Annotated in this window: 21 protein-coding genes; 11 read left to right on the top strand and 10 right to left on the bottom strand. The window is 67.1% G+C overall.

Features of this window, described 5'->3' with window-relative positions:
• Positions 1-10: 10 nt before the first annotated feature.
• Genes GY812_04190 through GY812_04180 form a run of 3 tightly spaced genes read right to left on the bottom strand, consistent with a single transcriptional unit; the run spans position 11 to position 2163 of the window.
• Positions 11-865, bottom strand: coding sequence for an SDR family oxidoreductase (locus GY812_04190; GenBank protein MCP4434685.1), 855 nt, complete (start codon positions 863-865; stop codon positions 11-13).
• 45 nt (positions 866-910) lie between these two features.
• Positions 911-1273 (bottom strand): STAS/SEC14 domain-containing protein, encoded by a 363-nt coding sequence (locus GY812_04185; protein ID MCP4434684.1) that lies wholly within the window; start codon positions 1271-1273, stop codon positions 911-913.
• Positions 1274-1299: 26 nt separating this feature from the next.
• Positions 1300-2163, bottom strand: a complete 864-nt coding sequence (locus GY812_04180; GenBank protein ID MCP4434683.1) for a pirin family protein — start codon at positions 2161-2163, stop codon at positions 1300-1302.
• A gap of 152 nt (positions 2164-2315) precedes the next feature.
• Between GY812_04180 and GY812_04175 the strand changes: the two genes are divergently transcribed.
• On the top strand, positions 2316-3548 hold the full coding sequence (locus GY812_04175; protein MCP4434682.1) for a beta-lactamase family protein: 1233 nt from the start codon (positions 2316-2318) through the stop codon (positions 3546-3548).
• A gap of 34 nt (positions 3549-3582) precedes the next feature.
• On the opposite strand, the gene GY812_04170 is transcribed toward GY812_04175, so the two are convergent.
• The gene (locus tag GY812_04170; GenBank protein MCP4434681.1) at positions 3583-4617 is read right to left on the bottom strand and encodes an LLM class F420-dependent oxidoreductase; all 1035 of its coding nucleotides are present in this window, start codon (positions 4615-4617) and stop codon (positions 3583-3585) included.
• 91 nt (positions 4618-4708) lie between these two features.
• On the opposite strand from GY812_04170, the gene GY812_04165 reads away from it, so the two are divergent.
• Together GY812_04165 and GY812_04160 are read left to right on the top strand one after the other, a co-directional pair.
• On the top strand, positions 4709-5704 hold the full coding sequence (locus tag GY812_04165; GenBank protein MCP4434680.1) for a phytanoyl-CoA dioxygenase family protein: 996 nt from the start codon (positions 4709-4711) through the stop codon (positions 5702-5704).
• Entirely contained in the window at positions 5704-5979 is a 276-nt protein-coding gene (locus tag GY812_04160; protein MCP4434679.1) for a hypothetical protein, read from the top strand. The genes GY812_04165 and GY812_04160 overlap by 1 nt, the downstream gene beginning before the upstream one ends.
• Before the next feature lie 189 nt (positions 5980-6168).
• On the opposite strand, the gene GY812_04155 is transcribed toward GY812_04160, so the two are convergent.
• Positions 6169-8805 carry an EAL domain-containing protein gene (locus GY812_04155; GenBank protein MCP4434678.1) on the bottom strand — a complete coding sequence of 879 codons (2637 nt, stop codon included), beginning with the start codon at positions 8803-8805 and terminating at the stop codon, positions 6169-6171.
• A 138-nt stretch (positions 8806-8943) separates the two neighbouring features.
• On the bottom strand, positions 8944-10389 hold the full coding sequence (locus GY812_04150; GenBank protein MCP4434677.1) for an aldehyde dehydrogenase: 1446 nt from the start codon (positions 10387-10389) through the stop codon (positions 8944-8946).
• A gap of 176 nt (positions 10390-10565) precedes the next feature.
• On the opposite strand from GY812_04150, the gene GY812_04145 reads away from it, so the two are divergent.
• Positions 10566-13031, top strand: coding sequence for an FtsX-like permease family protein (locus GY812_04145; protein ID MCP4434676.1), 2466 nt, complete (start codon positions 10566-10568; stop codon positions 13029-13031).
• Positions 13032-13052: 21 nt separating this feature from the next.
• Here the strand turns inward: GY812_04145 and GY812_04140 are convergent, their stop codons facing one another.
• The gene (locus GY812_04140; protein ID MCP4434675.1) at positions 13053-13829 is read right to left on the bottom strand and encodes an SDR family oxidoreductase; all 777 of its coding nucleotides are present in this window, start codon (positions 13827-13829) and stop codon (positions 13053-13055) included.
• 249 nt (positions 13830-14078) lie between these two features.
• Between GY812_04140 and GY812_04135 the strand changes: the two genes are divergently transcribed.
• Entirely contained in the window at positions 14079-15065 is a 987-nt protein-coding gene (locus tag GY812_04135) for a hypothetical protein (GenBank protein MCP4434674.1), read from the top strand.
• A 380-nt stretch (positions 15066-15445) separates the two neighbouring features.
• Here GY812_04135 and GY812_04130 read toward each other — a convergent pair whose 3' ends face one another.
• Positions 15446-16138 (bottom strand): dienelactone hydrolase family protein, encoded by a 693-nt coding sequence (locus GY812_04130; protein MCP4434673.1) that lies wholly within the window; start codon positions 16136-16138, stop codon positions 15446-15448.
• Positions 16139-16231: 93 nt separating this feature from the next.
• Here GY812_04130 and GY812_04125 point away from each other — a divergent pair, with 93 nt between their 5' ends.
• Positions 16232-16660 carry an ester cyclase gene (locus GY812_04125; protein ID MCP4434672.1) on the top strand — a complete coding sequence of 143 codons (429 nt, stop codon included), beginning with the start codon at positions 16232-16234 and terminating at the stop codon, positions 16658-16660.
• A gap of 17 nt (positions 16661-16677) precedes the next feature.
• Here GY812_04125 and GY812_04120 read toward each other — a convergent pair whose 3' ends face one another.
• Positions 16678-17256: a helix-turn-helix transcriptional regulator gene (locus GY812_04120; protein MCP4434671.1), complete on the bottom strand. Its 579-nt coding sequence runs from the start codon at positions 17254-17256 to the stop codon at positions 16678-16680.
• A 56-nt stretch (positions 17257-17312) separates the two neighbouring features.
• Between GY812_04120 and GY812_04115 the strand changes: the two genes are divergently transcribed.
• From GY812_04115 to GY812_04095, 5 genes are all read left to right on the top strand, one after another.
• Positions 17313-18158, top strand: coding sequence for a hypothetical protein (locus tag GY812_04115; GenBank protein ID MCP4434670.1), 846 nt, complete (start codon positions 17313-17315; stop codon positions 18156-18158).
• Positions 18159-18172: 14 nt separating this feature from the next.
• Positions 18173-18955, top strand: coding sequence for a DUF427 domain-containing protein (locus GY812_04110; protein MCP4434669.1), 783 nt, complete (start codon positions 18173-18175; stop codon positions 18953-18955).
• Positions 18952-20253, top strand: a complete 1302-nt coding sequence (locus GY812_04105; protein ID MCP4434668.1) for an NAD(P)-binding protein — start codon at positions 18952-18954, stop codon at positions 20251-20253. The genes GY812_04110 and GY812_04105 overlap by 4 nt, the downstream gene beginning before the upstream one ends.
• Before the next feature lie 263 nt (positions 20254-20516).
• Positions 20517-23732, top strand: coding sequence for a hypothetical protein (locus GY812_04100; GenBank protein MCP4434667.1), 3216 nt, complete (start codon positions 20517-20519; stop codon positions 23730-23732).
• On the top strand, positions 23729-24145 hold the full coding sequence (locus GY812_04095; protein MCP4434666.1) for a hypothetical protein: 417 nt from the start codon (positions 23729-23731) through the stop codon (positions 24143-24145). Before GY812_04100 ends, GY812_04095 begins: the two co-directional genes overlap by 4 nt.
• 144 nt (positions 24146-24289) lie before the next feature.
• Here GY812_04095 and GY812_04090 read toward each other — a convergent pair whose 3' ends face one another.
• Positions 24290-25336 (bottom strand): DUF2889 domain-containing protein, encoded by a 1047-nt coding sequence (locus GY812_04090; protein MCP4434665.1) that lies wholly within the window; start codon positions 25334-25336, stop codon positions 24290-24292.
• Between the last annotated feature and the right edge of the window lie 55 nt (positions 25337-25391).

The following is a 25391-nucleotide window of genomic DNA, read 5'->3' as shown; positions in this document are numbered from 1 at the left end:
GATCGCGCACTCAGAGTCTGTGCGGCCGATTGGTGAACCGCCGGTCTCCGGGACTGAAGAACCAACCCGACTGCGCGAGCGTGCCACCGTCCACGGCGATGTTCTGCCCGGTCACGAATGCAGAGAGGTCGCTGGCCAGGAACAGCGCAACGCGGGCCGTGTCCTCCGCCCAGCCGACCCTGCCCACGGGTGCCCAGGTCTCCCACCCGAGCTCGGCGCCCTCGCTGCGGCCCAGGTAGTCGACCTGTGGAGTCTGGGTGACGTCGGGGCCGATCCCGTTGCACCGGATCCCCTTGCGGCCGTACCCCGCTGCGATCGACTGCGTGAAGTGGGCCGCGCCGGCCTTCATCGCCGCGTAGACCGGCTCGACCGGATAGCCGCGCATCGACTCCACGGAATGGACGTTGACGATCGACCCACCGCCGCCGGCCACCATGGCACCAAGGAAGGCACGGGTGACCGCGAACACGTGCTCGAGGTTCACCTCGTACATCGCCCGCCATGACTCTGCGTCGGACTGATCGAATCGCACCGAGGGGCGATAGTCGCCCACGTTGTTGACCAGCACGTCGACCGAGTCGTGCCGGCCGAGTACCGCGTCGGCCAGCGCGGCTACGTCAGACGCCGAGCGCACATCGACCACATGGGCATGCGCGGATCCACCAGCGGCCGCTATGGCGTCGACAGTCCTCTCGGCACGTTCGGCATCGATCTCGGCGAGCTCGACCGTTGCCCCGTGTTCTGCGAACAGCCGCGAGATTCCACCGCCGATGCCGTCGCCGCCACCCGTTACAACGGCGACGCGGCCATCGAGCAGCCGTGACCACTCCTCGATCGGGGGGACGCCGTCACCGGGCTCGGTCATGGCGACTTGTTACCACGGCAGTCGGCCGGGCGAACGGGCGTGTGCTCAGGCGGCCACCCAGACCTTGGCGTCGTCGAGGTCGGCGAGCCTGTAGTTGGCGACCTTGCCGGGGATCATCCAGCCGAACAGCTTCGAGACGTGCTCGATCCAGTTGGCGTCGGACACGAGGGCGAAACGCTCCCACTTGCGGATGTCTTCTGCTCCGAGCTTGGCGTCCTCCAACGCGGCGCCGAGGCTGTAGCCCTCCCACTCCTCCCCGAGCACGAGAAGTACGCGCGCAGCGCCGGTGCGCTCGATCAGGTCTGCAATCGCAGGGATGAGGGTGTCCTTGTAGTCGTCGGAGTGCACCTTGCCCTGGGCGGTGAAGCCCACGACGTTGTCGGGCAGGTCTTCGATGGGCGTGAACATGGTGGACCTCCGGGGATTCGGACCATTCAGACTGTACCGGTGGCTGCGATGGTCCCCATGCGGCCGGCCTGGAAGTCCTCAATGGCCTCTTCGATCTCCGCGCGGGTGTTCATCACGAACGGCCCGTACCGAGCCACTGGCTCGTTGAGCGGCTGACCGGTCAGCACCAGCGATTCAAGCGGGTGCTCCGACTCGGCGGGCACCTCCACCAGCATGTCCCCCGATGTGCGCTCGAAGACCGCCAGCGCATGCTCCGCCAACTCCTCGCCTGAAGTCCCGGCGAGGGCCGATCCCGAGAACGCGTAGAGCGCAGCGCTGTGCGCGTCGGGTACCGGGATCCGAACGGTCGCGCCCGGCTGCACTGTCAGGTGGGCGTAGCCGACCGGGGTATGGCTGGCGGCCGGACCCTGACCACCGAGCACATCGCCCGCCACGACCCGGGCAGACCAGCCGTCGCCCGACACCTCGGCAAGGTTGTCAGCCGTGAGCGCCTGGTACCGCGGTGCGGTGCGCTTCAGTTCCCGGGGCAGGTTCACCCACAGCTGCATTCCGTGGGCGCGACCGCCTTCGGACTGGGCGCGCTCGGTCGGCATCTCGGAATGCACCACGCCGTCGCCGGCCGTCATCCACTGGATGTCGCCGGGGCCGATCACCCCGTGGTTGCCGGCCGAGTCGCGGTGCTCGACCTCGCCCTCAAGGATGTACGTGATCGTCTCGAACCCGCGATGCGGGTGGTCGGGCGCGCCGACGGCCCGGCCGGGCTCGTTCACAGTGGGCCCCATCTCGTCGAGCAACAGGAACGGATCGAGCAGGTTGAGCTGTGGCGCAGGGAACGGCCGGTACACCTCGAAACCGCCGCCCTCCACGGTGAGGCTCGCCGTGACCACCATGGCCAGGGGCCTTGTGTCGTTGTTCATGTAGATCGTCTCCAGCACTGTTGGGTGCGCCCCTGTATGAACAGCAGCGATTCCCCCTGTAATCCTTCCCAGCCCACCCCGGAACGCATGGGGGCATGGCCCGGTCCTGGCCCTACGATCGGAGCATGCCCTGGCGCTTCACCCCTCTCACGGTCGCGCTCGCTTTGGCCCTGTTGGCGGGCGCCTGCAGCTCCGAATCATCTGACAGCTCGTCCACCTCACTGGCCGACGAACTCGTGGCACCCGGCACCGCGTGTGACGAAACGGCGGCCGTAGGAGAAGAAGGTGAAACCGTCGCCGAGATCGTGGAGTCCGTTGCCAGTGAGGCCGGACTCAGCTCGGTGCTCTATCAGGTGACCCGGGGCGACGAGTTGATCGCAGCCGACGCCGTCGGCGAATCCCAGGCCGGCGTCGACGCAGACCAGTCGATGCGGTTCCGCACCGGCAACGTGGCATTCGCATGGATGGGCACCCTGCTGCTCTTGTTCGACGAGCACGGTGATGCCAGCCTCGACGACCCCGTCAGCGAGTGGCTGCCCGACCTCGACGTACCCAACGCGGATGAGGTGACGCTGAAGATGCTCGCCCAGTCCACCTCGGGCTATCCGGACTACGTCCCCGACGCAGCCTTCAACGACGACTTCTACGCAGACCCGTTCCGGCAGTGGAAGCCCAGCGAGCTGCTCGACGTCGCGTTCGCCCAGGAGCCCTTCTACGAGCCCGGCACTGCGTGGAACTACGCCCACACCAACTACGTGATCCTCGGCGCCGCGCTCGCGGAGATCGGCGGCAAGCCGCTCGACGAACTGCTCACCGAGATGGTCACCCAACCCATGGGACTCGACGCCACCGCCGCGGCGCTCACTCCAGCCTTGCCGGTGCCTGCGCTGCACACCTACAGCAGCGAGCGGTCGGTCTGGGAGGAAACGACGTTCTGGAACCCGTCGTGGCAGACCGCCCCCGGGTCCGTGTTCTCCACCGACATCTGTGACCTGGCGGCGTCGGCCGTCGCCGTCGGCACGGGCACGCTGCTCAGCGACGAGGCCTACGCCTCGATGGTCGCGCCCGACACAGTGGAGCTCGGCGCGGCACCCGACACCTGCCCCGAGGGCGCATGCCGCCAGAACACCGAAAGCGTGTTCTACGGACTCGGCGTGATCTCGATAAGCGACTGGATCGTGCAGACACCACTGTTCGGTGGCATGGGCGCGGTGCACGCATACCTGCCCGAAGCAGACCTCGCCGTTGCGATCGTGACCGTTGCCGGCCAGGCGTCAGAGGTCGACGAGAACTACGCCATGGGGATCTGGAAGTCGATCGCCGAGGAGCTCACACCCGAGCACGTGCCACCGGGCTGAGCAGGCTGCTGGCGTCGGCAGCGCGCTCAGCCGGCTACTGCGACCACTCCTTGATCTTTGAGATCGTGTCGAGCTGGTCAGGGCCGAAAGTCTGCAGGTTGAGGTAGGTCACGCCCACGTCCTTGAACACCTGCAGGCGCTCCCGCACGTAGCCCTCGTCGCCGATCAGCGACGACAGGTCGATGTACTCCTCGGGGACCGCGGCCATTGCCTCGGGCCGCTTGCCGCCGAGGAAGAGGTCCTGGATCTCCTCGGCTTCCTTTTCCCATCCGTAGCGGCGGAACAGGTCGTTGTAGAAGTTCTTCGTCTTGGCTCCCATCCCGCCCACGTAGAAGCCGATGACGCCTCGGGCCGCGTCGCGGGCCTGCTGGATGTGGTCACCTTCACCGATTGCCGCAAACCCACCGGCGATGATCTCCAGAGGCTTCTTGGCTGGATCGCGCTTCGCCTTGCCGACCGCGAGGGCGTCGCCCCAGACGAGTTCGAAGCGGTCGGGCACGAAGTGGATGGTCTGCCAGATGTCGGCGACTTCGGCGGTGAGCTCCACGTTCTTGGGGCCGATGCTGGCGAGGGCGATCGGGATCTCGTGTGATGGCGTCGCGTTCATGAACTTGAGTGGCTTGCCGAGCCCGGTGCCGCCTTGGGTCATCGGCAGGTCATAGGTGCGGCCCTCGTGGGTGACCTTCTCGCCGCTCCAGACCTTGTGGCAGATCTCGATGGTGTCGCGGGTGCGTCCGAGCGGCTTCTCGAACGGCACCCCGTGCCAGCCCTCGATCACCTGCGGTCCGGAGGACCCGAGGCCGAGCACGAACCGCCCGTCGGACAGGGCGTCGAGGGTCGCTGCGGTCTGGGCGATCAGGGTGGGGCTGCGCGAGTAGAGCGGGATGATGCCGGTCATCAACTGGGCGGTCTCGGTTTCCGCTGCGAGGTAGCCGAGCGTGGAGATCAGGTCGTAGCCGTATATCTCCGCGCCCCACAACAGGTCGACACCGGCCGACTCGAGGTCGCGGGCCTGCTGGGCCATGACCTTCGGATCGCCGTTGAATGAGATGGTCGTGCTGATCTTCATGCTGTCCCCCTGCCGGCCACCTGGGCCCTGCTCATAGAGGCGCACACCTTACGGCGACCACGACCATGCACGTATCGGTACTGTGGCCGCCGTGACGGGAGCCACAGCCAGTCAATCCGACCCCGGCCACGAGCCGGAACTGCTCACGACCTGCCAGGTCGCCGAGTTCGTCGACAAGGGATTCCTGCAGTTCGACTCGGTCGTACCCCAGACCATCAACGATGCAGCGATCAAGACGTTCTCGGAGCACGGCATGGTGGACATGCTGCGCGCCAAGCCGGACAGCGGAACTCCCCTGGCCGACTGCTACCCCGACCCGTCACCGATCGGGGCGATGCTGCGCCTGCCCAGGGTGGCCGGGATCATCACCAGCCTCGTGGGTCCCAACCCCCGCTTCGACCACGACTGGATGCACGTGCGGCTACCAGGCGACCTGGTCGACCAGCACCTGCACCAGGATGCGATCGTCGACACCACGCTGGCGTTCGACATCCAGATCTTCTGGTTCTTCCACGCCATCGAGGCCGGCGCGGGCGGCACCGGGTTCGTGCCCGGTTCCCACCTGCGCAGGGTCAACGAGATGGACATTGCCCGCTACCAGAACATCGTGGGCCAGCGCGACGTGGTCTGCCCGGCTGGGTCGATCATCGTGTTCCACCAGGGGATGTGGCACCGGGGGCGGGCCAACCGGTCGGAGGCGGAGCGCCGCGCTTACAAGATCCGGATCAACCCCACCCGGCCCCAGGTGAGGCACTGGGACCTCTCGGACTTCGACGAGGTGCACGGCGAGGTGCACGACCACCTGTTCGCCAACTACCGGACCGACACCGCGGCGGGGATGTTCCGCAACCACGAGCCGTGGCACGAGGTGGCGGCCGGTCGGCTCGAGACTGTGCAGCGCTCGAAGCTGTGGCGGTACATGACCGGTGACGGTTCATTCGACTCGGACTGGTACCTCACGCGCACCGAGCAGCGGGCGCCGCTGGCCGGCGAGAGCGTAGGCCCGGCGGGCGAGTCCGTCGCTGCTGGTTCGGGTGGAGTTACCGGCTCGGGCGAGGGCACCGGATCACGCGGGGCGGGTGCCTGATGGGAGCCCGCCAGGACGTGCTGTTCCTCTGGCTTCAAACGAGCGCTCTCGACTCGAACGTGATCGCATGGGCCCGCTACGACGGAACCGGCGAGGGCCCTACCCCGCCGGGCGACTCCAAGGCCGACCCGCCCTACCCGACGGGCGTCGCAGCCCTGCGCGACGGCTGGCGGCTCATCCAGGCGAGTCAGCTCACCGCTCCCGCCCCGGGCGCGGAGCGCCAGGTTGACTACCTGCGCCACGAGTTTGTGTTCGAACAGCTCATCGACCTCTAGCGCCCGGCAGCGATTCGTTAGCACGGTTCCACGTCTGACGATGTCTCGGCGTGGGGAACGAAACTCACGGAATGCAATAGCTGCGAACTGGACACCGACATCGCCACGAGCTCCACCGCTCGCACTGTGTACCGGACTGACCGCTGGATGTGTTCGCCAGCTTGCGCCTCGAGTCGTCGGAGAGGTCCCTCACATTCCGGCGACGGTCCGAAGTGGACTCGGAACCGCCTGAGAAAACAGAAAGCCCTGCCCCACCAGCCAACCCGCCGCGCGGACCAACTCCGCCTGCTGAGTCGTCTCGATACCCTCCGCGACCAGCTCGCACCCAAGCGAATCTCCCAGAACCGCCAAACTGGCCACCAACTCCACAGTCTCCTCATCGACAGCCTTGCCTCCAGCGGTCAATGCCTGGGTGAACGACTTGTCTAGCTTCAGGCCAGATATCGGATGCTCCGCAAGAGATGAGATCGATGAATACCCGGTTCCGAAGTCGTCCAGGCTCAGCCTCACACCCTCGCGAGCTAGTTCCCACAGCGACGACTTTGCATCGGCTTCGAGAACGAACAGTCCGGCTTCCGTGATCTCCAGGACGATCCTCGATGGGTCCAACCCGTAGCCATCAATAGAGCGCCTGAGCAGGAGGGCAAATCGTGGATCCGACAACTCGCGTGGAGATGCATTGATCGCCATCGTGAGGTGGCTCGGCAACTGACTGAACTTACGAAAGGCGCCGCTTAGAACCTGGTCCGCAACCTGTGGCATCACGCCCGCCTGCTCGGCCGGCTCTATGAAATCACCCGCACCTATTACGGCGCCACCCGGCTCGACACACCGTGCCAGTACTTCGTGCCCAACAATCTCGTGGCTTTCAAGATCAACCAGTGGCTGATACCAAGCGTCGAAACAATCCCCTTCAACGCATGCGATCACTGTCGCGATCTTCTCGAGACGCTGGGAAGCAGCCAGTCCCATAGCTGCCGTGTAGGTGGCGACGCCCGATTCTGAGGCACCCGAGCGAGTCCTGCTCTCCTTTGCTGCATGCAGGGCCAGACCGGCACGGTGAACGACCTGCATCGCGGACAGCCGTCCGGACTCAGCGGCTCCCACGGATGCTGCCACCGGTACCATCAAGCCGTCGATGTCGACGGGCTCGGAGTTGATCGCATCTGAAATCCGGCTGGCAAATGAATCCAGATTCGCGTTCTGTCGGCTGAACCCCAGGTTTCCGGAGCGGAGTGCGATGACGAACTCGTCTCCCCCAATACGGCCTACGACGTCGTCAGCAGTACGAGTTGCTTTTTTAAGCCGCTGCGCCACCTCTTGTAGCACCTGATCACCAGCTGCATGTGACATACCGTCGTTTATTGACTTGAAGTGATCGATGTCAACGAACATCACCACCAACGGGCCGCTGGCGATTCTTACTTCTAGCTCCGACAGGATGCCCTTCCGGTTCAGAAGGCCGGTGAGGGGATCTGTGTTCGCCTGAATCGCCATGTCGCTGAGGGTCTCACGTAGCAATTTGGATTTTGCGGCTGCATCCGCGCTCGCCTCCGCCTCCAATGTTGCGTCATTTATAATGACGGCGGCACGGGGACCGCCTGGACTGTCGACCTTCTGCAGGCGAACATAGGCGAGACACAAATGGCCAGACTTGGTACGTATTTCAATCGGGCGCGCAGCTATCAGGTGCTCGGAATTCGAACGCCAGAACTCATCCATCAACTTTTGGTGATGTTGACGCGAAACACTCGCCGACAGTAGATCCGATATCGTGAGACCAACGATTTCATGAGACTCATGCCCCGTGAGCGTCTCACAATTACCGGATGCGCTTTCAATTCGTCCTTGCTGGTCCACTAGGAGAAAGGCGCTTGGAGCTTCACTTAGAACAGACCCCCACATTCGTGCTCTGCGTATGTACGACATGATCCACGCAGCGGCGCCAGCTATCACCGGCAGACGGATCCAGGGGGGAACCTGGGATTCGCCGAAGACATGCATTCCAACCGGCATTCGCGGGGTGGTGGTTTGGGCGTTACCTGTCAGATCCACGGGATCTGATGCGTCTTCGGCGAGGGAGGAACCAAGAAACGCAGCTGCGCCCATGGCGATTATCACAAACGTCATCAAGCAGCGTCTGTTGAGTCGAATTTGAAAGAGGTCGTACGTGGCTACCATTGCCCCCAGAATGCTCAGTGTTCCCACCATGGGTAAGACGAAACAGAAGTCCATATCGGAGCGCAGGTACTGCCGTAAGGCGACCAATATGAGCGCGGCACCATTGATGGCAGCAGTAGTAGTTAGAAACAGAGGAATCCAGGACTTCGATCCAACCAACACGGCCATGCCGGCAGCGCCAACCAGGCATGCCGGCAGAGCGAGTGCTACATCTCCCCTTACTATGGAAACCACCGATACGATCAAGGCGCCTGCAAGCAGAAGCAGCGCGAGCCGCCGATGCTTGGCGGAAGTTATACCGGCTGCACCCACAAGGGCATAGGCCGAGCCGATCAAGACTATGCTTGGCGGCCGCACATGCCTGAACAGATCGGGTGCGAGCAGGGCGGCCAAACAGAGGGAGAGCGCCGCCCCTATGCAAAGCGACGAGGGTAGCGAACAGGACAGCCTCAGCTTCCGCTCGCCCACCGGAAGCAGCTCGCGCCCGTGGACGGCTTGAGGCTCTGACGCTGACTTCGCAGCAGAAACGGCCGCCGTATCCGCGGCCCGAGACCCGGACTCGATCGTCACCTTGTGCAGAATACCAGCACGTTGATCAATAGTGTTCGAAAACTCTGCGTCGAGAGCCCAGCAGCCGGCGAACACTCGGGGTGCAGGTATCGTCTGAGCTCGCTACGGTCGAGATTGCAGGACGGGGCATGGGGTCAGGAGCGCTGCGACGGGCTCAACAACGCCTTGATTGCCGGCGTGGATGCGCACAAGCGGTTCACAAGGCGCAGCCGGTCATCCCGGTTGGCCAATGATCGACTGGTACTCGATGTACTCGTCGATCCCCTCGGGGCCGAGTTCGCGGCCGAGACCCGAGTCCTTCATCCCTCCGAACGGGCTGCGCCAGTCGACGATCAACTGGCTGTTGATCGCAACGCACCCGGTGCGCACCTTCGCGGCGAGGTCAGTGGCGTGGTCTGCATCGGCTGACCACACCGAGCCGCACAGCCCGTAGTCGGAATCGTTGGCGATCTCGACCGCTTCCTCCTCGCCGTCGTAGGCAATGACAGCCAGCACCGGCCCGAAGATCTCCTCGCGGGCTATGCGCATGGAGTTGTCGACATCAGCGAACACAGTCGGCTCCACGAACCAGCCCTGGTGGATGTGGTCGGGCAACCCGCCACCGGTGACCGCACGGGCCCCGGACTCGGCGCCGATCTCCAGGTATCCGGCCACCCGTTCGCGCTGGCGCCGGCTGACCATCGGGCCGATATCGGTCTCGGGGTCGAGGCTGTCACCGACCACCATCGAGCCGACATGCGCGGCGAGGGCATCGACGACGTCGGAGTAGCGCGACTTCGGGGCAAGGATCCGGGTCTGGGCGCCGCACGCCTGTCCGTTGTTGAGCAGGCCCGAGTCGACCAGTTCGTTGACTCCCGCCGCGATGTCCCAGTCCTCCAGAAGGATCGCTGCCGACTTGCCGCCGAGCTCGAGTGAGCAGTGCTTGAGCTGCTCACCGCAGATGCCACCGATGCGGCGCCCGACAGCGGTGCTGCCGGTGAATGCCACCTTGTCGATCCCCGGATGCCGCACGAGATGGTCACTGGCATCACGATCGGCAGACACCACGTTGACGGCTCCTGGTGGCAGGCCGATCGAGTCGATCGCGTCGGCGAGGAGGTAGGCGTCGAGCGGGGTCTCGGGCGATGCCTTCAGGATGATCGGCGAGCCGGTCACCATGGCCGGGCCCAGCTTGAGCGCCATGATGAACAACGGCACGTTCCACGGGGCGATTCCTGCCACAACTCCGACCGGGGCCTTGCGCACCTTGACCGTCTGGCCGAGTCCGCCCATGCGAGCGGACTCGAGGTCGTAGTCAGCGCCGATCTCGGCAAACGCGTCGAGGGCCATCGTGGCCGACATCACCTGGCCCGCGAATGACCACTTGGCGGGTGAGCCGTTCTCCGCGGAGATCGTGTCGGCGATTTCCTGGCCATGTTCCATGAGCACAGCGCTCAGCTCGGAGATCTTCGCCAGGCGTTCCTCCTTGGCCATCGTGGGCCACGGACCCTCGTCCATCGCCCGGCGTGCCGCGGCGACTGCCGCATCGATGTCGTCCGCGGTCACATCGGGAGCGGTGGCGATCACCTCCTCGGTGTTGGGTGACACCACCTCGATCAGCCCGGACCCGGTGGACTGCACCCACTCGCCGCCTACGTAGATCGAATCCCTGGACTTGATTTCGGTCATGGCACCTGTTTCTGCTCTGGCGGCCGGGAGCCACCCGACCATCGTTCCGCAATCGTTTGCTACTACACCCGTGCCCGCAGATGTGCGCACGGGTGTTTCCGGCAATCCGCTCAGCTTGGCCCCCAAGCGCGCGACCGGGACTCCATGGCTGCCGGTACGGTCCGGCGATGGGCGCTCCACTGGTTCGGCGCGAGCTTCGCGGCAGGCCCGGGCGCATGGCGTTCATGTTCGCCACCGTCGCGATCGCGGTGGCCTTCTGTACTGCCGCGTTCGGGTTCTCCGAGCAACTCTCGGTGCAACTGTCCGGCGACGCCGGTGCCCTGACACTGCCGGTCGGCACGATTTCGGTGACTGCGGGCGCCGATGGAGCCACGACGGCGACTGCCATCGATGACTCGGTGACCGAGACAGTGCGCTCCACAGATGGCGTGCTCGAAGCGTTCGGCGTGCTCGACCAGCCGGTGTCGTTCCGTGTCTCGTCGCGCGAGCAGCCCGACCGTCCGGTGCAGCTGCGCGGCCTCGTGCTGTCCTCGGCCTGGGACCCCAACCGCTGGCAGGTCGTGGAAGGACGCGAGCCCGTTGGGCCCGACGAGGTGGCTGTGGACGTCGGCGGGGCGATCGTGGGCCTGGCTCCCCTGGGGTCGCGCACTCGGCTGCAGCTGCCGACCGGTACTCGCTCGGTAGACGTGGTCGGTCTGGTGGAGCCCGCCGTCACCTCACCGGAGTTGGACGGAGCTGACTCGGCCGGCGCGCTGACACCGGAACAGATCGCGATCTCGTCAGCGCATGTGGTGCTGCCGGCCGACGAGGCCGCGTCGATGCTCGGGGCGGTCGGAAAGGTCGACCGGGTCAGCGTCGTTCCCGAGCCGGGTGCGGACGCCGATGCGGTTGCAGACCGCTTGCGATCGACCCTGCCGGACGGGCTGGAGGTGGTCGTCGTGACCGACCGGACCCAGGCAACACAACAGACCGTCGCCAGTATCGATGAGGGGGTTCGCTCCGGCACCTCGGCGTTCGCCGCGCTGACGGTGCTGATCGCTGCGTTCGCGGTTGCCAACGTGCAGACCGTGGTGCTCGCCCAACGGATCCGGGAACTGGCGTTGCTGCGCCTGGTCGGCGCAGGACGAAGCCAACTGGCGCGGCTGGTGCTCGTCGAGGCCGCGATCGTGGGCGCCGCGGCGAGCGTTGTGGGGCTCGGCATCGGCACGGTGCTGGCCTGGGTGGCGGTCACGGTTGTCGATCCGCTCGGGGTGTCAGCCGCGTTGCTGCTCACCTCGCCGATGGTCGTCGCCGCCGCAGTCGTGGGCCTCGCGGTCACATTGATCGGATCCGCGTGGCCGGTGGTGCGTGCATCGCGGGCTGCCCCACTGGATGCGCTGTCCGACACCGGCGCCGGCGCCGAACGGACCCCGGTGGGCCCGCTCGTTCCCGCCATCCGGTTGGTGTCGGTGGCGCTGACGCCGCTGCTGGGAGTGAGCGGTCGGCTCGGGATCGGCAATGCGGCCCGCCGGCCTGCCCGGTCCGCTGCGGCGGGGGCGACCCTGATGGTCACGCTGGCACTGGTGGCGGTGGTCGGCACGATCGGCGCCGGGGCGCGCGAGACAGTGCAGTCGCGGTTCGAGACTGCAGGGTCGGCCGACCTCTACCTGGAACGGCGAGGACTCGTGCGCGTCGACCCGACGTCGCTGGTGAACGTCCTTGCGGGCAACGTTGGTGGGCTGAGCGCGGCAGCGGAGGTGATCGCTGTTGACGGCGTGATCGTGGGGCCGGGTGGGACCGAACGACGGGTGACCACCTCCGGGCTCGCCCGACTGGCGTCGATCATGGACCTCGACATCACTTCGGGTGATCCGGTGGCCGGCCAGCCTCCCGACGCGGAGCTGACAGGTGAGGGCGCGCCCGACGGTGTGATGCTCTCCGACGGCACAGCGGAGTCGCTCGGCGTGACGGTGGGCGACACGGTGACCCTGCAGTCGACCTCGGGCGGTGAGATAGAGGTGAGGGTCGTGGCGACCTACGCCAACACTGCGTTCGTGGGCCCGGCGGTCGTGGCCCGTGCAGCGGTGGAGCAGGTGAACGCCGAGGGCACCTTCGAACTCGCCGCGCTCGAAGTGGCCGACGACGCGCCCACCTGGGCCGTCCGCCGCCAGCTGCGGCGAGTGGGTGACAGCTTTCCCAAGGTGCGAGTGCACACACCCGAGTCGTTCGCCGAACTCAATTCGGAAGTCACTGACACCGTGCTGCGGGTGATCGGCGTGCTGCTCGTCGGTTCGGTGGGCATCGGCATGCTGGGTCTCGGGTCAACCCAGGCTCTCGCGATTCTGGAGAGGCGACGCGAACTGGTGATGCTGCGAGCCGTCGGGGCGAGCCGCGGCCAGATCCGCGCGCTGGTCGGGGTGGAGGCGGGGGTGATCGCGGGCATCGCCTCGGTGATCGGACTGGGCGCAGGCGCTCTGGTCGGCTGGTGGGGCGCCCGGTTCGTCCCTGAGGACCTGCTGGAAGCTCCGATCGTGCCGTGGATGTCATTGGCCTGGGTCGGCCTCGCTGCCACGGCGATCGCCGTGCTGGTCAGCCTGGCGGTCGCCCGACGGGCGACGCGGGTGGCGCCTGCCGACGCGGGGCGATCCGACTAGCTGATGCCCTCGCCGCCGCGGTCAAGTGCCGTACGGCTTGGCGACGTAGCCCGTCTTGGTGACCAAGACCGACTGCACCTGCACGTCGGCCGGTTGCGCCACGAGGTCGAGCACGAGTTGGGCGAAGTGGTCGAGCTGCATGCCGTGTATCCGTTGGCGCTCGTCGGCCTCGGCGCGGTGTGGGCCGTCGTAGTCGCGATGGATCTCGGTGTCCTGCACGTAGCCGGGGGCGACCTCGATCACCCGCACCTCACCGGCAAGTTCCTTGCGCAGGGAGTCGGACAGGAACACCACGGCCGACTTGGAGGCGGCGTAGACCCCGTTCTCGGGGCTGACGACGCCGTGGCCGGCGTTGGAGGAGATGTTGACCACGGAAGGCTCCACGCCGGCGCGCAGGGCGGGCATCGCCGCCTTGGTGACTGCGAGCAACCCGAGAACGTTGGTGGAGAACACCGCCTCCCAGTCCTCGGGCCCGGTGTCGGTGATCAGGCCCGGGCGGTTGATGCCGGCCGCGTTGACAAGCACGTCGAGACCACCGAGCGAATCGATCGCCGACTCGACCGCCGCGCCAGCAGCGCGCGGGTCGCGCACATCTGCAGCCATCGCAGTCATTTCGTCGATCGCGTCGAGGCGGTCGGCGCGGCGGGCGAGGCCCGCAACCGCCGCGCCGCGGGCGAGAGCCATGCGGGCAATCGATTCGCCGATGCCGGACGATGCACCGGTGACCAGCAAGCGCTTGCCGGCGAGTCGGTCCGACGGGTCGGATACCGGGTCGGGCTGCGAGGCGCACTTGCTCATCTGCCCAAGACTACGAGCGCCCGAGGATCGGCCTGCGCGGACCCGGCCCGGCACAGGCGACGGTTCGGCACGTCCCCCGTCTCCGGATGGCCGGTGTTGTATGGTCCGCGACCAATCGCTCCGACATGAAGGCCGGTGATCCGGTTGGATCCGACCCAGCGCTACCACTGCAGGGCAACTACTGCTGTTGCCCCTTGCAGGAGCTGCTGTTGGCGCATCCCCGCGCTCTCGATCGCAATTGTGCTCCTGGTGACGGCCTGCACTGATTCCGCTGGCGAGTCGACTGACGAGTTGCCCGCCGAGACGTCGGCTGATGCCCAGCAAGCCGACGGCAACGACACCGACGCGACGCCTGCAGCCGTGACGGTCGCGAACCTGAATGTGCTGCACGGGCATCCGATACCGGCACCGGAGTGTGCCGACAGCGACCAGTGCGGAGCACCCGACCGGGTGACGCTGCTGATGCGCCACATCGAGGAATCCGACTGCCCTGAGATCGTCACCCTGCAGGAGGTGGACACGAGGATGGAGGAGCTGATCACTGCTGCACTGCCCCGGGTGTGTGAAGCCGCCTACGCCTCCTCGCTGCTGGCCGACCCGGCCGTGTCACTCGGCATCGACCGCGAGATGATCCTGAGCACCCTGCCGATCGCGTCGGAGACGCTGCTCGACCTGCCCACGGTCCCTTGGTCGGCACACCACGCCGTGATCGACTCGCCGCTCGGGCCTATCGACCTGGTCACGACCCACCTGGCCAGCGGTTCCAACAACCCCCGGTGCACGGAGACCGAGTGCGCGGCGGTGTGCCAGCCCACCGATGACGCCAAACTGTGTGGCGCACGCCAGATCGTCGACCACCTCGAAACAAACGGTGGCGATGGGCTGCACATGGTGACCGGTGACCTCAACGACCGACCCGGCGAAGCAGCCCACAAGCTGTTCCTGGATGCCGGCTTCGCCGACGCATGGGTGCAGGCCGGCAGGCCCGAGTGCGAAGCGCCCGGAGATAAGGGCTGCACCAGCGGACTCTCGTCGGAGGACCTCACCGATGAGTCGGCGCAGACCAGCTCGCGCATCGATTACATCCTGGTTAAGTCCGCGCCTGAGTGCTCTGTGGAGTTCGCAGCACAGGACGTGAGCGGCTGGGCCAACGAGCCGGCGGAGCCCGTCGGCGAGTCGGGCATCGTGTGGGCCAGCGACCACACCGGCCTTGTCGCAACCATCGGCTGCTCCTGAGACGACCCGCACCGTTGGCCTCGCTGGGCTAGCCGGTGACGGGGGCGTCCTCGGCCGCGAACACGGCCCACCAGAGTTCGGACGCCTCGTCGGTTCCGACCTCCTCGACGAGGCCGTCGTAGATCGCCTTCAGGCCGTCCGCGTTTCCGCGTGCGCGGTGCACATCGTCACGAAGCGCTTGGACCTGGTCGATGGAGCAACCTCACCACGCCAGCGGCGGTGAGTCCAGCACCCTTACCCGCTACCGGGGATCCTCCTGGGAGGATCAACGGGTTCGTGATCACGGCAGGGAGCTCCGCGCCCGGGGGCGTGGTGCTGTCAGTTGTCGCGAGGCGCGGTCCATTCACCCGACAGCAAGGTGCCGCGGGTTGCCGGTGGGCTCAGACGTTTTCGGCGAAGAAGGCTTCGATGCGCGCCCAGGTGTCTTCAGCCGCGGCTTCGTTGTATGCGATCGCCATGTAGGGACGGGCCAACGCCCGCGAGATGAAGTGCCCCTCCGGCCGGTTGGCGAATGAGTGACCGGCGGCCGGGTACACCCGCAGGTCATAGGGCACTCCAGCGGCCTTGAGCGCGGCGCCGACGCGGGGAGGGTCCTTGCGGAGGAACCTGTCACGCCCACCCCATGACGCAACCACTGGGCAGGACTTCGCCAGTAGCTCATCGGGCGGCGCCTTGCCGTAGTTGGGCGCGATGGCCTTGACCGATTCGTTGAGTCCCATGAGGAATGCGAGTCCGCCGCCGAGGCAGAAACCGACCACCCCGATGCGGTCTCCGTCCACATCGGCGCGGGCCTTCAGCCAGTCGACCACCTCGCCGCCACGGTCCACGATCGGCCCGCCACCGTTCTGCAGGTCCGCGAACGCCTGGCGAAGGCACTGGATCCGCCCGCCCTCCACCAGGTCGGGCGCCACGACCGTGTAGCCGAGCGATGCTGCGCGGTCGGCGAGATTCCGGATGTCGTCGTTGAGTCCGTAGGCCTCGTGCAGCAGCATGATGGCGGGGGACCGCTCGTCGCGGGGCATGAGGTAGGCATCGAGTGGACCGCTCGGGAGGTCGAGGGTGATGTCGGGCACGGCGCCACCGTACGCGCTGCAGCGTCGCACGACCGGCGGGGTGCCGGCGAGGGTGGAAGAATCCCTGGTCGAGCCGAACGCCAGGGAGCGACCATGCCGACAGAGGACAAGAGTGGCCTGTCTCGACAGGCGCTCGAACTGTGGGCCAGCCAGTCCACCGCGGCCACCGGTGAGGTCTTCGGGCCCGGCTATGTCAACCACCAGGAACCGGACGTGAAGGGCGAGGTCTCGGACCAGGACCTGGCCGAGTACGAGGAGTTGCTGGCCGGCTACCACAGCGCGTTCTCGGAGTCGGAGGTGACCGTTGTGATGCAGGTTGCCGAGGGAGACCTGGTGGCTTCGCGGTGGTCGTTCACCGCAACCAACACCGGCGACTACCTGGGGCGGCCGGCGACCGGCGTGCGGGCCACGTGGACCGGCATCCAGATCGACCGCCATGAGGGTGGACGCATAGTTGAGAGCTGGGTGGACTGGGACAAGTTCCGACTTCTGGCCCAGCTCGGTTTCGTCGAGCAGCCCTGAGGGCGCCCGCAACAGGATCAGGGGTCAAGCAACGGTTGGATCATCGTGGCGACCCGGCGGCTGAACTCGGCCGGGTCCAGTCGCTGCCCGTCGCGCCGGGGGGTGGTGAGGTGGCTGAGCACGAGGCGGGTTATCTCTTCGAGAGCAGTATCGAGCGCATCAGCGTTGTATTCGAAGGTCACGTTGTCGCGGATCACCGGACCGAGGGTCTCGACCACACCATCGATCAGGCCGGCTCCGTCGACCGTGATGAACGGCAGGGTCTCGCGACGGTCCTCGTTGTTCAGCCGTGACAGCAGTGGTCGCTCCCGCACCACGTCGACCGCAGTGGCCACGAGGTGCTCGATGAGTTCACCGGGCGACCCGGCCTCGGCGACGAGACCTTCGATGGCGGCGAGCAGGGCCCGTGTCTCACGGGCGATCACCGCCCCGACGATCTCGTCCTTTCCGCCCAGGTAGCGGTAGACGGTGGCGCGGGACACCCCCGCCTCGGCGGCCACGTCCTCGACCGTGGTTGCTGCGATGCCCTTGGCAACGAGCACTCGCCCGGCTGCGTCGAGGGCTACGTCTACGCCGGTGACCCGTGGCCGGGCCATCAGCAGGCCACCGACCAGAGTATTGACACGATTTCCATGATCTGTATCATAACCCTGTGGCCACCACCGACACACCCATGCCGGATCCGAAGACGATCAAGCCCCGCGCCGAATACCGCGGTGCCCCTGATGTCGCACCGTGGGCGAATCCGACCAATTGGCTGTTCGTCGGGTTCCTGGCCCTGATGGCACTCTCGCTCAGCTACCTGTGGGGCGTCGTGCCGGCGTGGGCTGCGATCGTGGCCGGCACACTCGGGCGCTACCTCGGCTTCACCGTGCTGCACGATTCTTCACACCGCACCGCACACCGCAGCCGCAAGGTCAACGACGCCGTCGGCTGGCTGCCGGCCATGGCGCTCACCCTCACGCTGCCGGTGTTTCGCAGCTGCCACACCAAGCACCACAGCTACACCAACGTCGAGGGCACAGACCCCGACCACCCGGTGGGCCGCAACCCCCGTTGGCTCCGCCCGCTGTGGCTTATCTCGCCGTTGTGGACCTACCGCGGCCGCTACTTCCGCCTCGGCTGGGACAAGTCTCCCAAGGACCGCTGGACACAGCTCGCCCTCGACGGCGTGATCGTCGCGTCGATCATCGCCGCTGTCGCCACCGGCCACACGGTGGACCTGCTCGTGGTGGCAATCGTGCCGCTGTTGCTCGCGCTCATGTTGCTCACTGCGGCGTTCGACCTGATTCCCCACTGGCCATATGACTCGACCGAGCGGTTCCACGACACCCGCGACCTACCGAGCCGCACGCTCAACTGGCTGATGCTCGGGCAGAACTACCACCTCGTCCACCACCTCTGGAACTCGGTGCCCTGGTACCGCTACGAAGCGGTGCACGACGACACCCACGACCAGCTGGCCGCCCTTGGTGCCCGCGTGGACTGGGGAGACTGAGCCACTGTTGTGCGATGAGCGACTCCACTCCCGCAGCAGAAGGTATCGAGCCCGGCCACTTTCCGGCCTCACCGGTCGCCGCCGGTCACGTTGCTCCCTGCCCGCGGCGCATCCGGGGCGTGCTCGACGGCCACACGCTCGTTGACACCCAGCACGCCTGGTACGGCTGGGAGCACCCGTACTACCCGCAGTACCTGTTCCCCGAAGCCGGGGTGGACACGGCCCGCTTCTCCCCCACCGGCCAAACGACCACCAACGCTCTCGGACGGTTCGACACGTTCGACCTCGACTCCTCTGACGGCAAGCAGGCCGGTGCCGCGAGCCGGCTGGTCGAGCCCGCGGGCGACCTGCCGGCTCGCGTCTGGCGAATCGAGTGGTCGGCACTGGATGTGTGGTTCGAGGAATCGGAGCGGGTGTTCGGCCACCCCCGCAGTCCGTACTCGCGGGTGGATGCGATCCGCTCTGACCGCCACGTGGAAGTGAGAGCCGGTGGCCGTGTGATCGCCGAGGCCGACAGTGTGGTGATCGTGTTCGAAACGGGACTCCCGCCGCGGCACTACTTCGACCCGACCTGTGTGAACTGGGCCGCGCTGGAGCCGACCGACTCCCAGACCGTGTGTCCCTACAAGGGCGTGACGTCTGGCTACTGGTGCCTGGCCGACGACCCAGAAGGCCGCGACATCGCGTGGTCATACGGCTTCCCGACACCCCACCTCCAGCCAGTCGCCGGCCTGGTCGCGTTCTACGACGAAGTGGACATCATCGACCCGGGCGCCACGAAGGCCGGTGCGCCATGAAGCGGGGTCGTGGGGCCGTCGCCCGGCGGGAGGCACTCCTGCTGGCCGGCGGCACCATGTTTGCCGTCGTCGCCGGATGCACAGACGACGATGGCGGCACGGGCGATGGCGCCACCGCTGCCAGCTCGACGTCGACCACGGCGCCACTCGGAACCGGTGGTGTCCCCGAGCCCACCGACTATCTGCTGTCCAACTGGCGCACCGACCCGTATGCGCTCGGGTCCTACAGCTACCTCGCAGTCGGCTCCACACCGCAGGACCGCAACCTGATCGCGCAGCCGGTGGACGGCCGGCTCTTCTTCGCAGGTGAGGCCCTGCACGCGGACCATCCCGCGACGGTTCACGGTGCGCACCTGTCGGGCATCGAGGCCGCCGAGACGATGATCGACGCGGGGGTGGCCCGCGCTGTGATCGTGGGCGCCGGCATGGCGGGCCTCACAGCCGCACAGGCGCTTCGCGACGAAGGCGTGTCGGTCGTGCTACTCGAGGCGCGCGACCGCATCGGCGGGCGCGTGCACACCGACCACTCGCTCGGTGCCGCGCTCGACGTTGGTGCTTCCTGGATCCACGGCGAGGACGGCAACCCGCTCACCGCACTTGCCGACGAGGCAGGCATCGAGCGGATCCCGACTGACTTCGAGAGCATGGTCGTGCGCAACTCGTCGGGCGAGGAGATCGACCTCGGTGATGCCCCACCGGAGTTCCTCGCAGTCCTCGGCATCGAGATGGACTATGCCGCCGACGTCGACCAGCTCGCCCCGGGCTATGCCGAGGAGGGCGCGGAGTTCGGTGGCGACGACGTGGGGTTTCCACAGGGATACAGCCAGGTGATCGAGCACGTGGCCGGCGGGTTGGATGTCGCCACCAACGAGGTGGTCGAACGGATCGCACTGACCGGCGGTGAAGTGGCGGTCACCTCCACCTCGGGTGTCACGACCGCCGACGCGGCGCTCGTGACGGTCCCCCTGGGGGTGCTGAAGGCGGGGTCGATCGGGTTCGATCCCCCACTGCCGGACTCGAAGCTGGGCGCCATCGACCGCCTCGGAATGGGGCACCTCTCCAAGGTGTACCTGCGGTTCCCCGAAGTGTTCTGGGACGAAGGCGTGGAGCTGTTCGGCTACCTCGGCAACGACCCGAGGGAGTTCCCGCTCTGGGTCAACATGGCCTTCTACACCGGTGAGCCGGTGCTCATGGCGTTCCAGGCAGGCAGCCGTGCCGATGAGGCGAGCAGGTGGAGCGAGGAGCAAACGGTGGCGGCGGCGATGGCCGCGATCCGCAACATGACAGGCGAAACCTGATCCCGGGCCGGTTGCCGGCAGCCGGCTGAGCGCCGCCCACTGGCCCCCGGCAGTGCGTTGTGATCGTGCATCGGCCCGCCTGCGGGTATGCTGGCTGTGCAACGGCGGTCCGACCTTGGGAGCACGGGCCGGATCGGGGCGCTCGTGTTGCCCAGGCGACTACGGCCGACCCGATTGACCGCCGCTTGAGGCCGACCACTCGGCCCCGCGTATCGGGGTTCGGGCACTGGTCGGTGGCCTTTGCATACAAGACGTGGAGCCAGATGCCACAAGTTGACGAGCGACTTCCCGACAGCGTGTTCGACGCGCTGGTCGACGCGGAGATCGAAGGCGACGCCAGCGAGCAGGACGTCGCGCGGCTGTTTGCCGAAGCTCGTCGTTGGCGCGCGGCGCTGTTCGACCGCCTCGAGGAAGCCGACGACGCCTACGACCGTGCGAAGCAGCTGAACGAACCCGAGCGCACCCATGTAATGAGGGACTTCCAGGCGATCGGCGACGATGTCGATGCCGCCCTCGACCGGCTCGACATCCGCGAGGGCCGCCCGCTGCCAGAGCCTGGCGACCCGCCGGCGAAGGCCGACAAGGGCGAGCGCGCTGAGGCCAAGCTGCAGGCGTCGTGGTCGCCCAGCCAGGTGGTGGTGTGGTTCGGCGGCTCCGATGAGGTTGCCTCGAAGAGGGCCGGACTGGTCAAGGTGCTCCAGGAACTCGGCGCACCGAGCGACGTGTGGGGAGACCACGAGCCGATCAACCTGCCCAACAACCGCAGAGCCGCTGCTCTGGCCGCTTCAATGGAAGATGTCATCGGCTGGCTGTTGGGCCATTCCGACGGCGACCAGTTGGGCGACAGCGCCAAGTGGCTGGGCCAGCTGGGTCTGTTCGCCGTCGGCCTCGTGGCCAGGGGCCGGATGGTTCCGCTGCTGCGCCACAGGCATCGCACCGAGGGCTCCGGCACTTTCGCCGTGCGGTGGCATCCGGTGCTGGTGGACGACCGGGCACTCAAGGTGTTCGCCAAGGCCGCCCCTGCCTCGGTGTTCCTCGCCAACCCGTCGCTCGACGCGGTGTCGGCCACCCGCTCGGCGCTGGTTGCAGCGGTCGACGCCGTGTGCGTGCAGGCGGCACGCCAGGTGGAAGCACCTGCTCCCCCACCGCGACTGCGTTCGGCAACCGACCTGGCCGAGGCATATCTCGGCCGACTCGATGGTTCGTCGTTCCGTGCACCGGTCGACCTCGGCCGTTCGCTTGTGCGGTTCCTCGACGAGTGGGCCGAACCCGTCGCCGAGCCGCCCCGCAAGCCGATAGTCATCCGCCTCAGCCCGCCGGGGCTCGACGTGGGTTGGCACTTGCAGGTGCTCGGACACGATCCCGACGGCGCACTGCTGCCGATCGACGACGCTGTCGCCGCGCATCCCGGCAAGCAGTTCCAGGCCGGCCTGATCGACGGACTGATGCGCGCCGAGCGGCTGCTGCCCGAACTGACCCGCGGTGGTGCCGCGTCGCGCGGTGAGGCGATCCTTTCGGAGGACGAGGCGTGGGAGGTCATGTCGACCCAGTCGAGCGTGCTCGTCGACGCAGGGTTCGAACTCGAGATCCCGCGGGCGGGCCGGGCGCCGCGACCCAGCCTGCAGCTGACCGCCCTCGACAACGAAGCCGCCGTGGGTGCGGCCGAGCTGGCGCACGTGCAGTGGTCGGTGGTGTTCGGCGGTGTCGAGCTGACCGCCGAACAGGTGGCCGAGCTTTCCCAGCAGGCAGCCCCGCTGGTGGAGAGCAACGGCCGCTGGGTTCGCATCGACGATGACGACCTGGCTGCCGCGGCCGACGCGCTGAGCGACCGTTCCGACCAGATGACGGGCGGCGAGATGCTGCGCTGGGCGGTGGGACTGCACGCCTCGCCGCTCGAGGGTGGTGTGCAGGTCGCCGAGGGTTGGGCCGCCAACCTGGTGAATGCGGCGCAGGCCGTGTCGACCGATCCGGCCACCGAGCCCGACGGCTTCTCCGGTGAGCTGCGCAGCTACCAGCGCGACGCCCTGTCCTGGCTGCGGTTCTGCGACTCAGCAGGCCTCGGTGGCGTGCTCGCTCTCGACATGGGCCTCGGCAAGACGCCAACCGTGCTCGCCCACGTGCTGGCAACGCAGCACGAGGGCCCGGCTCTGGTGATCGCCCCGCCGGCTGTTGTCGGCAACTGGGCGTCGGAGGCGAAGAAGTTCGTTCCCGGGCTGCGCGTGCGGATCCACCATGGCGCAACGCGTGCCACCGCGGATGAGATCGCAGACGAAGTGGCCGATGCCGACCTGGTGATAACCACGTACGGCACCGCGCTGCGCGATCTGGAAGGGCTCTGCGACGTGCCGTGGCACCGGGTTGTGCTCGATGAGGCCCAGGCGATCAAGAACCCGGCGAGCAACGCTGCCCGGGCGCTGCGGGAGCTCCCGTCGAAGTATCGCCTCGCGATGACGGGCACACCGGTGGAGAACAGCCTCGGTGACCTGTGGGCGATCCTCGACTACGTCAACCCCGCTCTCGTGGGTGACCGCAATGACTTCGTGGCCGAGCTGTCCCACGCCGGCAGCGGTGAAGATGCTCTGCGGATGCTCAACGGCATCCTGGTGTTCCGCCGCACCAAGGCCGAACCCGAGATCGCATCCGAGCTGCCCGAGCGCATCGACGAGACCGACCACTGCACCATGACCGCCGAGCAGATCGGCCTCTACCAGGCAGTGCTGGATGACCTCGCCAACGAGGTCGGTTCCGGCGAGAAGGGCGAGAAGGGCCGCGTGCTGGCCGCCATCACGAAGCTGAAGCAGATCTGCAACCACCCCGCGGCGTTCACAGGCGACGAGGATCCCCTCGATGGCCGCTCCGGCAAGCTGGAACGGCTCGAGGAGATCATCGACTCGGTGTTCACCTCCGGTGAGCGGCTCGTGATATTCACCCAGTACGCGACCTGGGCCGAGCGTCTGGCCACCCATCTCACCGAGAAGACGGGCACGACCGTCGCCGCCTACCACGGCGGACTCACCCGCACGGTGCGGGACCGCATCCTCGAAGAGTTCGCCGACACCCAGGGTGGCGCCGCGCTGGTCTTGTCGCTCAAGGCCGGCGGCGCCGGGCTCAACCTGACCGCGGCGAACCATGTGGTGCTGTTCGACCGCTGGTGGAACCCGGCGGTCGAGGACCAGGCACGCGACCGTGCATGGCGACTCGGCCAGGAACGAACGGTGATCTTCCACCGCCTCGAGTGCCCGGGGACGATCGATGAGCGCGTCGAGGAGATCGTGGCCGGCAAGCGCCGTGTGGCGGACCTCGTGCTACCCAAGTCGAGCTCGCTCGACGACCTGGATGCCGCACAGATCCAGAACGCCCTCGGACTGCGCGACGACGAGGTTCTGACCGACTACATCGCCCTCGATGCAGACAACGGTGCGGATGCTGACGGCGCTGCCAATGCCGACAGTGCCGCCGACGCGGAGGTGCCGGCATGAGCGGCAACCAGCAGAATCGCCGACCCAAGAAGAAGGCTCCCGCCAACGCCAAGACCCAGGGTGGCAACAAGGGCGGACAGAAACGCAAGAAGAAGGGCAAGAAGAAGGGTTCGAAGTCGGCGGTCGACCCGAAGCGGCCGATCTGGACGAACCCCGATGGAGAGGCCGAGGTGCGCGAGACCGTTGGCGAGATTCGCCCGGCGCTACACCCGGACGCAGTCATCCGCTCACTCGGTGAGCCACCGCTCGGCAAGTACGCCAGCACCGCTCACCACTACTACGAAGCCGTGTACGAAAAGGCCCAGCACTTCGCAGTTGCGATCGCCACCGCCAACGGCCTGCTGGTCGTGGACGAGACCGAAGACGACAGCGGCGCCGAGCCCCGGGGCAACACCGAGCCCGACAGCGAGTAGCCCCGGCGGATCGTTTCCCGGCGATTGGACGGTCGATGACGCATCGGCTTGCTCACGGCGCCTCCGGAGACGAACGCGTTGAGACGAAGCCCAGCACAACGCCAGCGAGCGATGCCCTGAGTTGCAGCCAGGAGTCCCGGGCGGTCAGCTTGCGTTGGCCACGGGCGAGGACATGTGAGGAAGGTCGGCGAGGGCTCGGATCACGTCGTTCAGGTGGGTGCATGTGCCGACGCCCCGCAGTTCGCCGCGCGCGCGTTGGCGTAGCTCGCCAAGCGGAACGCCAACCGCCCAGCCCGCACTGGCGGCGGCCGCTGGGCACTCCGGCCAGGGCAGCACTCTTGCTTCGGCCGTGAGATCGGTCAGCTCGGCGGCCTCCACGTCGAGCTTGCCGTGGGCGGTGTATTCGTGCACCACCCGCCAGGTGCCATCGCCGGCCACGTGGCTGTCACGGAAGTGTGCGTCGACCGAAGCAGTGCCGCCGTCGGCCAACGGGCCAAGGTCCATTAGCCGCTGCCGCCTCACCGAGTGCGTCGTGAGCGGCGCAACGTCGTGCCATGCCAGCTCATCGCCGCTGCTCAGATCATGCGCGAGCGGGCCGACCGACACCGGCAGCGAACCCTCATGTCGCAGCTCGCGCAGCATCGTTGCATCCTCGTCCCACCCGGCACAGACACCCGCCTGCACCTCGAAGAGCAGGTCCACGTCCGCATAGATGCCTTCGTGCATCGGCCCACCACCGAGGAGTACCTCTTCGTGCTGTTGTGCGAGCCCGGACACGATCCGAGCACCCACCAGGTCGTCAAGCAGCAGGTGCCACAAACCGCCGACCTCCGCGTCTCCCGAAGCAGCGGCCGCGACATCTCGGCGAAACGCAGCCCTGGTGTCCGCACCGACAAGCGCAGCGAGGTCCACCGTGGCTGGTGGAGCAGGGGTGCCTGGCGCTGCGCCGATCTCGGTGATCAGCCCGGCGGTGTCGAGCGCCACCGTCATCGCAGCCGCGCCCTGCACCTTTGCCGAACCGTCAGCAGCTGTCACGAGATCGCGTGCACGCGCATCGACCAACGTCCGGCCGGCCGGACCGTCGGGCCGGGTCATGTCGATCGAGGTGGTACGCCGCAAGGAGCCGGGACGCCGTGGTGCGGTTACGTCCACGGGGTCGCTGGGGCCGGTCAGCTCCGGGGCGAATCTCACCGGGTCATTGTTGCCGCACAGCACCCGCCGGGCACACCCGCCCTGGCACACTTGG

The sequence above is a fragment of the Actinomycetes bacterium genome, assembly GCA_024222295.1.
Classification (GTDB): domain Bacteria; phylum Actinomycetota; class Acidimicrobiia; order Acidimicrobiales; family Microtrichaceae; genus JAAEPF01.
Note: the sequence above shows the minus strand (reverse complement) of the source record. Positions and strands in the feature narration are given on the sequence as shown.